The 13,763-nt window shown below is 57.3% G+C and carries 10 protein-coding genes; 4 read left to right on the top strand and 6 right to left on the bottom strand.

Annotation, left to right across the window (positions count from 1 at the left end; all coding sequences use genetic code 11):
• Positions 1 to 71: 71 nt before the first annotated feature.
• From murJ to ABLO27_RS23225, 6 genes are all read right to left on the bottom strand, one after another.
• Positions 72 to 1,640 (bottom strand): murein biosynthesis integral membrane protein MurJ, encoded by a 1,569-nt coding sequence (gene murJ / locus ABLO27_RS23250; protein WP_353036210.1) that lies wholly within the window; start codon positions 1,638 to 1,640, stop codon positions 72 to 74.
• A gap of 32 nt (positions 1,641 to 1,672) precedes the next feature.
• Positions 1,673 to 4,507 (bottom strand): [protein-PII] uridylyltransferase, encoded by a 2,835-nt coding sequence (locus ABLO27_RS23245; protein ID WP_353036208.1) that lies wholly within the window; start codon positions 4,505 to 4,507, stop codon positions 1,673 to 1,675.
• Positions 4,508 to 4,761: 254 nt separating this feature from the next.
• Complete coding sequence (locus ABLO27_RS23240; RefSeq protein ID WP_353036206.1) at positions 4,762 to 5,133, bottom strand: helix-turn-helix domain-containing protein; 372 nt, start codon at positions 5,131 to 5,133, stop codon at positions 4,762 to 4,764.
• A gap of 4 nt (positions 5,134 to 5,137) precedes the next feature.
• Entirely contained in the window at positions 5,138 to 5,707 is a 570-nt protein-coding gene (locus ABLO27_RS23235) for a Smr/MutS family protein (protein ID WP_353036204.1), read from the bottom strand.
• Between the two features lie 3 nt (positions 5,708 to 5,710).
• A complete protein-coding gene (gene mltA, locus ABLO27_RS23230) occupies positions 5,711 to 6,940 on the bottom strand; it encodes a murein transglycosylase A (protein ID WP_353036202.1) in 1,230 nt (409 codons plus the stop codon).
• A gap of 2 nt (positions 6,941 to 6,942) precedes the next feature.
• Complete coding sequence (locus ABLO27_RS23225) at positions 6,943 to 7,665, bottom strand: Tim44/TimA family putative adaptor protein (RefSeq protein WP_353036200.1); 723 nt, start codon at positions 7,663 to 7,665, stop codon at positions 6,943 to 6,945.
• Between the two features lie 492 nt (positions 7,666 to 8,157).
• Here ABLO27_RS23225 and ABLO27_RS23220 point away from each other — a divergent pair, with 492 nt between their 5' ends.
• The 4 genes from ABLO27_RS23220 (at position 8,158) to polA (ending at position 13,604) form a co-directional block, all read left to right on the top strand.
• A complete protein-coding gene (locus ABLO27_RS23220) occupies positions 8,158 to 8,679 on the top strand; it encodes an FxsA family protein (protein WP_353036198.1) in 522 nt (173 codons plus the stop codon).
• 125 nt (positions 8,680 to 8,804) lie between these two features.
• On the top strand, positions 8,805 to 9,836 hold the full coding sequence (locus ABLO27_RS23215) for an acyltransferase family protein (protein WP_353036196.1): 1,032 nt from the start codon (positions 8,805 to 8,807) through the stop codon (positions 9,834 to 9,836).
• Between the two features lie 195 nt (positions 9,837 to 10,031).
• Positions 10,032 to 10,499 (top strand): RidA family protein, encoded by a 468-nt coding sequence (locus tag ABLO27_RS23210; protein WP_353036194.1) that lies wholly within the window; start codon positions 10,032 to 10,034, stop codon positions 10,497 to 10,499.
• A 126-nt stretch (positions 10,500 to 10,625) separates the two neighbouring features.
• A complete protein-coding gene (gene polA / locus ABLO27_RS23205) occupies positions 10,626 to 13,604 on the top strand; it encodes a DNA polymerase I (protein ID WP_353036192.1) in 2,979 nt (992 codons plus the stop codon).
• Positions 13,605 to 13,763 lie beyond the last annotated feature (159 nt).

The raw sequence follows: 13,763 nt of genomic DNA, 5'->3' as shown, positions 1-13,763 counted from the left end.
AACATTTGGGCGCGCCGGGTGTAAGCCCGGCGGGGCTGCTATGCAAGCGGATTAGAGGAAGAATTCGCGTTTCAGGCCTGTGTGTTGCGTCTTGTCAACGTTTTCAGCATGCCAAGGAGATCCGCACCGCCGCTGATTTGCGCAAAAATAGCAAAGGTCACGATGCCGGTACTGACAAGAAGTGCGAGGCTGGCAACCCGGATGGCGAGCCAAGGGCTGGTCAGATACGGCTCCAGGAACAGGGCGGTAAAATGAATGCTGATCCCCATCAGCAAGCTGGCCACCAGCACCAGGGCCAGTCTGCGCAACAGACGGAAATCCGGCACAAAGTGACCGCGTCGCCAAAGAACAACCACCAGAAGGCCTGTGTTCACCCATCCTGCCAGCGTCGTGGCAAGCGCAATACCGACATGCATAAAGACCGGGAAAAGAGCAATCGACAGCATCACATTCACAATCATGCCGACGGCCGCGAACTTCATTGGCGTCTTGGTGTCCTCGCGGGCGAAATAGCCCGGTGAAAACACCTTGTTCAGAACAAAGGCCGGAAGACCAAAGGAAAATGCCATCAAGGCAGCAGCCGTGCCGTCAACGGCGGCAGCGTCAAAGCGCACCCTTTGAAACAGGACCGCGACGATTTCGTGCGGAATGACTGCAAGTGCCACAGCAGCTGGCAGGGTCAGAACCAGAGAGATTTCAAGGGCCCTGTTGAGACTGTGCTGATAGGCATTGAATTCACCGGAGCGCAACTGGCGGGTCAGGCTTGGCAGTAGCACCACGCCGATCGCAATTCCGATGACACCGAGCGGCAGCTGGTAGAGCCGGTCGGCAAAATAAAGCAACGCGTTGGCGCCTTCCTGAAGAGAGGCGATGATCTGGCCGACGGCAATGTTTATCTGTGTAACTCCGCCGGCAATAATGCCGGGAATTCCCAAAGCCAGAAGACGTTTCGCGGATTTGGTATAGCGGGGGCGAAACACCGGAATGCGAAAACCCAATCTCTTCAAGTCGATAACGACGACAAGAAGCTGAATGATGCCGCCAACGCTGACGCCAAGGGTGAGGATGATCCCGAGATGGGTGTTGTCGGTTACCCCGGTCACAAGCACGGCGCCCAGGACGATGCTCATCACAACATTCAGCATCACCGGCGCGAAGGCGGCTGCGGCGAACCGTTGATAGGTGTTCAGAATGCCGCCGACAAAGGCCAGCAAGGACATGAAGATGAGATAGGGAAACGCAATCCGCGCCATCAGCACGGTGAGGTCATACTTTTCCGGGTCCGATAGAAAACCTGGCGCTAGCACCCAAACCACGGCGGGCATGAATATCTGGGCGACTGCTGTCAGGATCAGGAGACAGAACAGAAGGGCCGCGCCGATTTCCCCCGCAAAGCGCCGTGCACCTTCGTCGCCGCGTTCTTCAACGGCGCGTCCGAACAATGGAATGAATGCTGAGTTGAAGGCACCTTCAGCAAACAGTCTGCGAAACAGGTTCGGAAGCCTGAAAGCCACAACGAAGGCGTCGGCAACCGGACCTGCGCCGACCGCTGCGGCCAGCAGCACATCGCGCACGAAACCGAGCAGCCGGCTTAACAGCGTCGCACCGCCAACCGTTGCGAAATTGCGGACAAGGCTCATGCAGATTGGGCTCTGTGAGAGGTTCGGGTCACTTAACTCACCTGACGTTGGGCCTTGCGGGCGACGGGCGCCGCCGGATCCAGCTCGATCTGGCCTTCAACCGCATTGGCAAGGCGTTCGCGGATGATGTCCTGACGGCCGATATTGGAAATCTTCTGTCCGGTCAGGTCAGTGACGTAAAAGACGTCGACCACCTTCTCGCCAAAGGTGGAAATGTGGGCCGAACCGATATTCAGATTGAGCGTGGCGATGGAACGCGTGAGATCATAAAGAAGTCCCGGCCGGTCAAGGCCGCTGATCTCCAGAACCGTGTAGTCGTCAGAAAGCGCGTTGTTGACCAGGACTTCGCTGGCAACCTTGAACGCTTTCATCCGGCCTTTCACGGCGCTTTTCTTCGCCACAGGCTCCGGCAGGCGCTCTTCCCCCCGCAAGGTGGTCTTGATCAGTTGCGAGATCCGCTCTCCGCGCCGGCGTTCATCTTCGTTGTTCGGCAGTTCCCGACCGATGAAAATCGTATCGAGCGCAAAACCGTCGGTGGTGGTGTCGATCTGCGCATCCACGATATTGGCGCCGGTTGAGAAACAGGCTCCCGCGATGATCGACAGCAGCCGCGGATGGTCCGGCGCCATGATGGTCAGCTCAGTCACCCCTTCGAATGCGCGCGGAACGACCTGAAACGCAAGTTGCTTGCCGCTCTTGTCCGCCTTGTGCAGCAGCTCGGCATGCGAGACGAGGCGATCAGGTTCGGTCCTGAGCCAGTATGCCGGATAATGCCGCTTCAGATAGGCGTTTCTGTCTTTCTTCGTCCAGTGCTCAAGCTTTTCGGAAAGGGCTTCCTTGGCTTGCTCAATGGCCTTGGCATGCGACATCTTGCTGTGCCCGCCCGACAGGTGCGGTTCGGTGGTGTAGTAGAGCGTTCTGAGGAGCTGCCCTTTCCAGCCGTTGAAGACACCCGGTCCAACGGCGCGGATATCGGCAACTGTCAGGATGAGCAGAAGCTTCAGGCGTTCCAGGGACTGCACCGTCTGGGCAAAATCAGTGATCGTCTTGCGATCGGCAAGATCGCGGGACTGGGCGATCGTGCTCATGTCCAGATGATGTTCTATGAGCCAGGCAACCGTTTCGGTTTCCGCGTCGTTCAGGCCGAAGCGCGGACAGATTTTCCGGGCGACTTTGGCCCCCGCTGTGGAGTGATCTTCCGGGCGTCCCTTGGCAATGTCGTGCAGGAACATGGCCACAAACAGCACCTTGCGGTTCTGAAGGGTCAGGATCAAATCGGTCGCCAGGGGGTGGTCGTCACCTGAATCTCCCCGTTCGATTTCCGACAGGACGCCGATGGACCGGATCAGGTGTTCGTCGACCGTGTAGTGGTGATACATGTTGAACTGCATCATCGCCACGACCTTGCCGAAATCCGGAACGAACCGACCGAGTACTCCGGTCTCGTTCATCTTGCGCAAGGTCTTCTCAGGTGAAACGCGAGAGGTGAGCACCGACAGGAACAACCGGTTGGCTTCCGGATCAGCGCGCAGATTGCTGTCCACCAGCTTCAGGGAATGACGGATCAGACGCGTCAGTTGCGGATGCAGATTGTATTCATGCTTGTCGGCGAGTTGAAACACGCGGAGAATATTGGACGGGTCGGTTGCGAAAATCGTGTCGGACGTGACATTGAGCCGGTTGTTTTCAACCACGAAGCCGGGTGCACCCTTCACCGGCTTTGCAGCGCCGGATATCCGGCCGCTGCGCAGCCGTTTCACGATGCTGGACAGTCCCTTGCCGCGCGGCGCCTTGACATGCTCCTCCTCCAGCGCGGCACAGATGATGCGGGTGAGGTCACCGACATCCTTGGCCACGAGGAAGTAATGCTTCATGAAGCGCTCGACATCCTTCATGCCCGGGTGCTGGGTGTAGCTGAGCCGAACGGCGATCTCGCGCTGGACGTCGAATGACAGTCTTTCCTCCGGCCGCTTGGTCAGAAAATGCAGATGGCACCTGACCGCCCAGAGAAAATCTTCCGATTTCACGAACCTTGAATATTCGGACCTGGTGAGAACGCCTTTCTTGACCAGTTCGGACTGGCGATTGACCCGGTAATGGTACTTCGCGATCCAGAAAAGCGTGTTGAGATCGCGCAATCCGCCTTTGCCTTCCTTGATATTCGGCTCGACCAGATAGCGTGACATGCCCTGGCGCTGATGGCGCTCATCGCGTTCCTGCAGCTTGGCAGCGATGAATTCCGAACTCGTTCCTTCAACGACTTCGGTATCGAACCGCTGGACCAGATCGCGGAACAGATCTTCATCACCCCAGATGTAGCGGGCTTCGAGAACAGCCGTCCGGATTGTCATGTCCGACTTGGACAGACGGATGCACTCATCCAGATTGCGCGTTGCGTGGCCGACCTTGAAGCCGAGATCCCAGAGCATGTAGAGGATGTATTCGACAACCTGTTCGCCCCAGGGCGTTTGCTTGTAGGGAAGGATGAAGAGCAGGTCGATGTCGGAACCGGGAGCCAGTGTCCCACGGCCATAACCGCCGACCGCGGCAACGGACATGCGTTCCGCCGCGGATGGGTTCTTCACCCGGTAGACATGTTTTACGGCAAACTCGTAGATCAGCCGGATCAACTCGTCCTGAATATGAGACAGCCGGGCAGCACAGAGCAGTCCCTTGCCGTCTTCATTCAACATTTTCTGGGCGGTTTCGCGGGAAGATTTAACAGCCGACTTCAGCTCTGCCAGGACAGCGGAACGTGTTTTCAGGTCTGAACCGTTGCCCTCGCTGCCCGAGGTCAGGGCGGTCAATCGTTTTCCGAGGTCTTCAGAATCGATCAATCCGGCAAGTTCGTCTTGGGAAAACTTCATTCTCTTTACGCGTCCGTTCAACAGAGGCAGGAGCAGGCATATCCAGAACCCACGAGCCGGTTATATAGGGAACGAGGAATAAGGACACGTAAATCTCGTGATGAGATGTTCATCAGGCAGTGTGCAGATTTTCATCACCTTCCCGCTCTCAAGTCCTGGAAGACATCTCCATTTGCGAAGGTTGGGTGGGACAGCAATCTTTCGAAATCGTTGCTTCAACTGGTCTGTTGATCTCGCCACCAGAGAGACGTCGATCAAACATCGTCCTTCACCGCAGCAACACGGAGCTGGTGTAGCAGGGTACCGAGGGACTCTTCGGAAAGACCACCGATCTTGAGTGCCAGGTGATTGGCAAGTTCGGTCGCCTTGGGGTGCATTCCGGCGGTGTCGATCGTCACCCTGGGATCGGAGAGTTCCGCCAGCCGCTGGATTTCCTCGGCCTCATCCCAGATAACGTTGAAATAGGTGATAATTCTTTGAACCAGAAACCAGGTCGGTTTCCCGCGTTTCCCGTGTTCGAGTGCTGACAGATAAGCGCTGGAGACGGAAAGTGCCGCAGCCATCTCCTTGAGCGACACACCCTGCTTTGCCCTCAGCTCCCGAATTTTTGCCCCAAGCGGTGTCACGTTCCTACCTTTTCTTTCGAATGCGGACGTAAAGCGCCCCTGCCCCACCGTGGCTGGGATGTGCTTGTTCATAACCGATGACGACCGAACGCAAATCCGGCATGGCCAGCCACTGGGGAACCATTCTGCGCAAAACGCCGCGTTCGTCCATATAGGCTCGCTCCGGGCCGCCCCCTTTTCCTGTAATCACGAGAACCACCCGATGTCTGCGGGCCTGTGCCTGATACAGGAAACCGAGCAACCGGTCATGGGCCTGGAATTGCGTCAGACCGTGAAGGTCTATGCGGGCGTCGATGGCCGTGACGCCTCGAACAATCTTTCGGCGGTAGCGATGTTCCAGCTGGTGCAATGGCAATGGCGCCTGCGGCTGTTTTGCAGGCGAAGGAGCGCTGATTGCGGTCGCGGTCTGCTGTGACTTGACGGGCTTCCGCGGTGCGGCTTCGGCGACCTTTGTCAATTCTTCTTCAAGCGCCTTGGCGCGATCCGGATGCAAGGGCGTCAGGGTTTTTGCAACCTTGCCCCACAGGTCCCGGTCTTCCGGTGACAGCGCGCCCTTTTTTCCCCTCTTGGCCATCGATCAGTCCACTGCCGCCCCGGCTTTCGCCAATCTCGAATTCGGCACCAGCACGACGAAATCCGCTTGGTGACGGATGTCTCCGGCGATCTGTCCGGCGCGATTTCCCGATCCGGTAAAGATATCACCGCGCGCCGGGCCCCTGATGGCAGACCCTGTATCGTCGCTCACCATCAACCGGGCAAAGGATTGATCAGCCGCTTCCGGGTCCTGAAACCCGGCAGATACAAATATCAGTGCGCCGTAGGGAAAGTGCGACGGGTCGACAGCCAGGCTCCGGCCAGAGACCAGAGAATGATTGGCGGCACCTACCGGACCGTCTTCCGGTTTCGCTTCGTGAACTTCGCGAAAGAAAATATAGGACCGGTTTTCCTTGAAAAGCGCATCCCGCTTTTCGTGGTTTTTCGTCAGCCAGGCGCGCAGGCCTGACATGGTAAAGTCCTCGGGGCTTCCTTCGCCGCGTTTGACCAGCAATCGGCCGATGCCGGTATAAGGATGACCTGTCTTGCCCGCATATCCCACGCGCATTGTCGAACCGTCGGTCAGACGCAGACGAGCGGATCCCTGTACGTGTATGAAAAAAGCATCAACGGGATCTGCCAGCCAGACAAGTTCGAGATTTTCCTTGTCCAGAGCACCATCCATGATCGCGCCTCGATCGGGCAACTCCTGGAGCGTTCCATTCACCCTGCGGCCATGGCTGAGATGCGAAGGCCAGTCAATCGGCCGGTTCGTTGCTGTTGCAGCCTCCAGACCAGCGGGCTTTTTGTGCAGCGGAACGGAATAGTCTTCGGTTTTCTTGCGGGAAGCCGCCACCTCGGGTTCAAAGTACCCGGTCACGAAGCCTTTCTCGTTGATGCGGTAAGGTGTGAAGTGGGTTTCAAAAAAATGCCGGGCCGAGCTGTCGGTTTCCAAGGCCTTTCCGCGTGCCACCTCGCATAGCGACTTTAGCTCGTCCGATGTGGCCCGCAACAGCTCGGGGCCACCATCCATGACATGGGAGCGTTTGCAAAAGCGAAGAAAGCCCTTCAGAGCAGCCAATTGGTTGTCCTGTTTCCACCCTTCGACATGATCGAAGGCGGTTTTCTGAAAATGTTCGGGAATTTGCGGGCCTTGCTGCATGGCCGAAGCAGCTCCTGCAAAGAAAAGCGGCGCGGCCAGAACCGCGCCCTTCAGAATTACGGCGAGCAATGGGAAAGGCGTTGCCCCTTTGGGCCGCCCCGTCTGCGCCACGATCACTCGGCGGATTCGGTCGCGACCAGCTTCCAGTTCGGATCGCGGGTGCTCGTGTCACGCGCGAAGGTCCAGATATCGACCACTTCGGTCACCTTGGCAGGATCGCCGTCCACCACTTCGCCCGCCTTGTCACGTGTCGCGGAAATCAACTGGCTGTGGATCTTGACCGTGACCTGAGCGGTCGAGCCCTTGAGGGCCGCTTCAACGATCTCGGCCTTGTCGATGCCGACAAACGTCGACTCGATGGTTTCGCCTCTCTTTTCGCGATCGTCTATGGCCGCAACAAAGCCTTCATAAACATCTCGTGAAAGAAGATTCTTGAGCGCTTTCTTGTCCCCGTCGGCAAATGCCATCACGATCATTTCGTAAGCGGCCCGTGCGCCCTGCAGAAAGGGTTCCGGTTCGAAACTGCGATCAACGGAAAGAATTTGCTTCAGCGCGCTGTTGAGTGCCGATCCCTCAGGAGCGACCTTGTCGATAACCACGTCGCCGACGGGCGCGTTTTCTTCTCTGCCTTCGGACTGTTGAGCTGTCTGGTTCGGCAACGGGATGACGTTGTCCTGTCCGTTTGCCTGATCCTTGGATTGCTCGGGCTTGGAATAAGGATCAAAAGGCGGGCGCTCGTTGCCGGTACGCTTGCCCAATACAGACCGCAGTCTGAAGAGAATGAAAACCGCAAGTCCCATAAGGAGGAGGTTTAATGGGTCAAAAATCTCATTCATTTTTCGTTCCGGCTACCCTTTTAAGGCAATTAACGCCGCCCTTTTGTTCTTTAAGGTGCGCGCTGGCTCACACTCAACTCTGTTATCTTCCTATTTAGGGGGTTCTTGAACCAGCATCCAGACCCAAGAGCAAGACAGAATTTTTGCTAAGAGCTTCTTTCGTGCGACTGCCTGCTCGCATTTTTGTGAGCGAATGTCTACCTTAGGTCTCGGACTCATAATTGAGTTTGAAATGATTTGAGGCGGATTGCTCGTCTAATAGTAGTGAAAGTGCAGGAAATGTGGTTCATTTTCAAGCCTTTCGCAACAATGGCGAGGAACGGTCCGGTCAAATGCGAAGGTCATGGAAACGGCCCGGCCACGCCGGTTAAGCGCAAAGCCCCAGGACATTGACCTGTGCCGCGCGAAAAATTTCGTGGTCCTTTGCCATTTCAAACTCATTTGTGAGTCCGTGGCCCAAGTCCAAACAGCTTATCAGACGTTGGAGGTCCCGTGGGACTTTATATCATTGCCGCTATTCTTTTGCTGCCACTGATCGAGATTGCAGTCTTCATCTGGGTTGGCGGTCTGATCGGGGTGTTCCCGACCATTTTGCTAACGCTCGTCACTGCTGTGGCGGGCACCATCATGCTGCGCCAACAGGGACTGTCGCTCCTCATGCGCATGCAGAAGGAACTTGATGCAGGGCGGGCTCCAGGCAATGAAGTCATGCAAGGCGCAATGATCGTCCTGGCAAGCATCTTCCTGCTTATCCCTGGGTTCGTAACCGATGCGATTGGCCTTTTGTTGTTTATTCCGCCGGTTCGCGAGGCGCTCGCCAAGTTCATCATTTCCCGGTCCGATGTGGTGATTGTCCAGGGAGGACAGGGTGCTCGCAGGCCCGGCGATCATGTTGTCGATCTCGATGAAGCTGACTGGTCGGAAAAGAACGATGATCCATCCGGCGGGGCGTCAGGAAAGGGTCAACCCAGAATAAGCCCCTGGCAGGATGGTTCCGACAACGCAAAATCTTAACAGAACCTCGATCCGCCTCACCAAATCGTGACAGGGGCCGTAGGGGCAATATTTACCAGTTGGGCGTATTTCTGCACGCTGATCCCGGATGAAATCCGTTCCGGAACAGGAAAAGGATGCGGACCATGAGTGCACATCGCGTTGACTGGGTCGACACGGCCAAGGGCATCTGCATCATTTTTGTGGTGATGATGCACTCCGTGCTCGGCGTCGAAGCCGCCGCCGGCGAGACAGGCTGGATGCACGCCGTTGTCGCCTTCGCCGCGCCGTTCCGGATGCCGGACTTCTTCCTGATTTCCGGCCTGTTCCTTTCCAACGTCATCACTCGCGACTGGAAGCTCTATCTCGATCGCAAGGTCGTGCACTTCGCATATTTTTACGTGCTCTGGATGACCATCCAGTTTGCGGTAAAGGCTCCTGTATTTGTCGGTGAAATGGGCACGGCCGGCGCACTGGAGTTCTACGTCCGGAGTTTTGTCCAGCCATTCGGCACTTTGTGGTTCATCTACATGCTGCCGGTCTTTTTCCTGGTCTGTAAGCTGGCGCATGACAAGGGAGTTCCCTGGCAGGCAATGCTTGTGATTGCCGCGATTCTGCAAATCGCGCCGATCCATACCGGCTGGCTGCTGGTTGACGAGTTTGCCTCACGCTTCGTCTATTTCTACTGCGGCTACATTTTTGCCCCGCAGATCTTCAAGCTGGCCGAGTGGGCGCGCGAGCGGATCGGTGTGAGCCTCGTCTATCTGTTGGGCTGGGGGCTCGTGAACGGAGGATTGGTTTTTGCCGGGTATGCGGCCGCACCGATCATTTCTCTGGCACTAGGCGCAGCTGGCGCCGGCGCAATCATTCTGACCAGCGCGTTGATAGTGAAATGGGGTCAGATGAATTTCCTGCGCCACTTCGGCGAGAACTCCATCGTTATCTATCTCGCATTCTTCTTTCCGATGGGGCTCACCCGGGTGATCCTGCTGAAACTGGGACTGCTCGACATCGGTACGGTCTCGCTGATCGTGACCATCGTCGCTTCCGTTAGCCCGATGGTCCTGTTCTGGCTGATCCGCAAGACGGACTTTGGGTGGTTCCTGTTCAAAAGGCCGCAATGGGCTTATCTGAGCGGCACCTTCGGGCGCAAAGGCCAGGCTCAGGCGGCGGAGTGATCCGGCAACTGAAAAGTGTTGAATTGAGCTTTGAACATGGCGCCGGTTGGGATTACGCTCTGGCGCGCTGAGAGATCCCGTCTCTCGGTTCCTGCCTCATCGGGTCTTGCTTTCAGACCAAGCATCCTGACCTGAAATTTGCTGCTCATGCTCAATTTCTGAACGTGGGCAGCTCTTGCATCGGATTTTCAGCCAATGAGCGAAATTGAAGCAAACCTTGTGCGTCTTGGAATAGACCTGCCTCCGGCGCCTTCAGCACTTGGAAACTTTGCGCCCTATTTGATCGACGGTGCGTTTCTCCATGTTTCGGGCCAGATATCTGCAGATCTGCAGGGAAAACCGATTACCGGAAAAATCGGTAACGAGCGTACACTGGAACACGGTTATGAGGCCGCACGCTTCTGCGCGATCAATCTGCTGGCCCGCGCGAAAGCTGCGCTGGGAGATCTCGATCGCATCGAAAGGCTGATCAAACTTGGTGCTTTCGTCAACGCCGAGCCGGATTTCTCGCAACATCCGAAAGTCGTCAATGGCGCGTCGGACCTGATGACGGAAGCGCTGGGGAGAGAAAAGGCCAACCATGTCCGCTTTGCGGTCGGAGCCAGCAGCTTGCCTTCCAATGCCAGCGTCGAAATCGAGGCAGTGTTTCGCATCGCCGGCTAGACGGAAGGGAACCGAACGGTGCGATCATCGCCGGAGACGGGGAGGGCATTCCAAGGATCTCCTCTTGGCCGTGACATTCCTGAGAATGGCTGAAATTCCCTCTTCCCTCCTCGGCTCAGTCCGGGCATGATCCGCGCCATGTCGACGCAAGAATCCTCACCCGCCCTCACCGCTGACGACCACCTTATCCTGGTCGATGGCTCCACTTTCATCTTCCGCGCCTACCACGCGCTGCCGCCGCTGACCCGCAAGCCGGACGGGCTGCCGGTTGGTGCCGTGTCCGGTTTCTGCAACATGCTGTGGAAGCTGCTGCAGGAAGGCCTGACACCGGAAGAAGGGGATGAACCGACCCATTTCGCGGTGATTTTCGATCATTCGGCCAAAACGTTCCGGAATGACATTTATCCCGAATACAAGGCCCAACGGCCGGAGCCACCGGAAGACCTGGTGCCGCAGTTCGGTCTTATCCGTGAGGCGACACGGGCGTTTTCCGTTCATTGCATCGAGCAGGCCGGCTTCGAGGCGGACGACCTGATCGCCACCTATGCCCGTCAGGCATCCGACATGGGTGCAACTGTGACAATCGTCTCCGGCGACAAGGACCTGATGCAGTTGATCGGCCCGAAGGTCGGCATGATCGACACCATGAAGAACAAAACCTTCGGTGAAGAGGAAGTCTTCGAGAAATTCGGCGTCGGTCCGGACAAGGTTATCGAAGTGCAATCGCTGGCCGGTGACAGCGTCGACAATGTTCCGGGTGTCCCGGGCATTGGCCTCAAGACCGCGGCTCTCCTGATCAACGAATTCGGCGATCTGGAAACCCTGCTGGCTCAGGCCGAGACGATCAAGCAGAAAAAGCGCCGGGAGAACCTGATCGAGTTCGCTGACCAGGCGCGCGTCTCCAAGGAACTTGTGACCCTGAAGCAGGATGTCCCGGTTGAAGTTCCGGTGACAGACCTCTCGGTGACGGAAATGGACGGTCCGAAAGCCGTCGGCTTCCTGAAAACCATGGGCTTCAACACGCTGACCAAGCGAGTGGCCGAGACGACCGGTGCCGAACTTGCCAATATCGAGGCAACCGATTTTCAGGTGCCGGGTTGGGATGTTCCCGACCATAAGGGCCGCATGGCGGAGCGTCCCGAGAGCGCGAGCGCTTCCGGATCGGGTTCGGCAGATGCCGGTTCAGGTGTAGACGGGGCAATGGTGCCGCAGACGGTGGCCGATGCGCGGGCAGAAAGCATCAAGGCGATCGCGATCGACTCCAATGCCTATGAGACCGTGACAACGGTTGAACGGCTGCAGGAATGGTGCGAGGCGGCGTTCGAAAAAGGCTATGTTGCCTTTGACACGGAAACCACGTCCCTTGACGCCATGCAGGCCGATCTGGTCGGCCTGTCGCTGTCCACGGAGCCCGGCAGGGCCTGTTACGTGCCGCTCGCCCATGTTGATGGTGAGGGCGATCTTCTCGGCGGTGGTGGCCTGCTGCCCGACCAGATCCCGCTGAAGGACGCATTGGAAGTCCTCAAGCCGATGCTGGAGGACCGGTCGGTCCTGAAGATTGCACAGAACCTCAAGTATGACTGGCTAGTGATGACCCGTTACGGCATCGATATCGGCCCGTTTGATGACACCATGCTGCTTTCCTACACCGTGGATGCGGGCAAGGGCGGCAACGGCATGGACGAGTTGTCCGAACGTTGGCTCGGGCACAAGCCGATCCCGTTCAAGGAAGTTTGCGGGTCCGGCAAGTCGATGATTACCTTCGACAAGGTGGCCATCGACAAGGCAACGGCTTACGCCGCCGAAGATGCCGATGTCACCCTGCGTTTGTGGCTGATCCTGAAACCGCGCCTTGCCAGCGATCACATGGCAACGGTCTACGAGACCCTGGAACGGCCGATGGTGCCGGTTCTGGCTCGCATGGAAAAGCGTGGCATTTCCGTCGACCGTCAGATGCTGTCGCGTCTTTCGGGCGATTTTGCGCAAGGCATGGCCGGGCTGGAATCTGAAATCTACGAGCTGGCCGGACAGACCTTCAACATCGGCTCACCGAAGCAGCTTGGAGACATTCTCTTCGGCAAGATGGAACTGCCGGGCGGCAAGAAGACCAAGACGGGTGCCTGGTCGACCTCCGCACAGGTTTTGGAAGAGCTTGCGGCCGAAGGCCACGAGCTGCCGTCCAAGATCGTTGCCTGGCGCCAGCTCTCAAAGCTGAAATCCACCTATTCCGACGCCCTGCCCGGCTACATCAATCCGGAGACGGGCCGGGTGCACACGTCTTATGCCCTCGCGGCAACGACGACGGGTCGTCTGTCATCTTCCGAGCCGAACCTGCAGAACATTCCGGTTCGGACCGAAGAGGGCCGGAAGATCCGTCAGGCCTTTGTTTCGGAAAAGGGTCACAAACTGATCTCCGCCGATTACAGCCAGATCGAGCTCCGGGTGCTTGCGCATATTGCCGATATTCCGCAACTGAAAAAGGCCTTCGAGGACGGGCTCGACATTCACGCCATGACGGCGAGCGAAATGTTCGGAACACCGATCGAAGGCATGGACCCGATGGTTCGCCGTCAGGCCAAGGCCATTAACTTCGGCATCATCTACGGCATATCCGCCTTCGGGCTCGCCAACCAGCTGGGCATATCGCGCGGCGAGGCGGGCGATTACATCAAGACATATTTCGAGCGTTTCCCCGGTATCAAGGACTACATGGAAGAGACGAAGAAAAAGGTCCATGCCGACGGCTACGTCACGACGATTTTCGGCCGCAAAGCCCACTATCTGGAAGTGAATACCAAGAACCCGAACCACCGCGCCTTCTATGAGCGCGCGGCGATCAATGCGCCGATCCAGGGCTCGGCCGCAGATATTCTGCGCCGGGCCATGGTGCGCATGGAGGACAAGCTCCTGGATGCCAGGCTCGACGCCCAGATGCTGCTTCAGGTGCATGACGAACTGATCTTCGAAGTACCGGATGCCCAGGTCGACGACACGATCCCGGTGATCCGCGAAGTCATGGAAAACGCCTGTGAACCGGCGCTGAAACTGTCGGTGCCGCTGAAGGTCGATGCCCGCGCGGCAAGCAACTGGGACGAGGCGCACTAAGGCATTTCGAGAAAAGATTCACTCACCTATCGTTGTCTGAAATCAAAGACTTCAACGCGATAGGTGATCCTCCATGTTTCAAGGCTTTCACGAAACGCTATAGCCGCCCGTACAACGAGGCCTTTGTGACCTCGGAAGGAGCCGGTTTCATTGCCGGTT

The sequence above is a fragment of the Roseibium sp. SCP15 genome (genome assembly GCF_040329435.1).
Classification (GTDB): domain Bacteria; phylum Pseudomonadota; class Alphaproteobacteria; order Rhizobiales; family Stappiaceae; genus Roseibium.
This window is presented reverse-complemented; position numbering and strand designations above follow the sequence as displayed.

Excerpts from the sequence above, each read along its gene's own strand:
- murJ (WP_353036210.1), bottom strand. The coding sequence starts at position 1,640 with ATGAGCCTTGTCCGCAATTTCGCAACGGTTGGCGGTGCGACGCTGTTA.
- ABLO27_RS23245 (WP_353036208.1), bottom strand. The coding sequence starts at position 4,507 with ATGAAGTTTTCCCAAGACGAACTTGCCGGATTGATCGATTCTGAAGAC.
- ABLO27_RS23235 (WP_353036204.1), bottom strand. The coding sequence starts at position 5,707 with ATGGCCAAGAGGGGAAAAAAGGGCGCGCTGTCACCGGAAGACCGGGAC.
- ABLO27_RS23225 (WP_353036200.1), bottom strand. The coding sequence starts at position 7,665 with ATGAATGAGATTTTTGACCCATTAAACCTCCTCCTTATGGGACTTGCG.
- ABLO27_RS23215 (WP_353036196.1), top strand. The coding sequence starts at position 8,805 with ATGAGTGCACATCGCGTTGACTGGGTCGACACGGCCAAGGGCATCTGC.
- ABLO27_RS23210 (WP_353036194.1), top strand. The coding sequence starts at position 10,032 with ATGAGCGAAATTGAAGCAAACCTTGTGCGTCTTGGAATAGACCTGCCT.
- polA (WP_353036192.1), top strand. The coding sequence starts at position 10,626 with ATGATCCGCGCCATGTCGACGCAAGAATCCTCACCCGCCCTCACCGCT.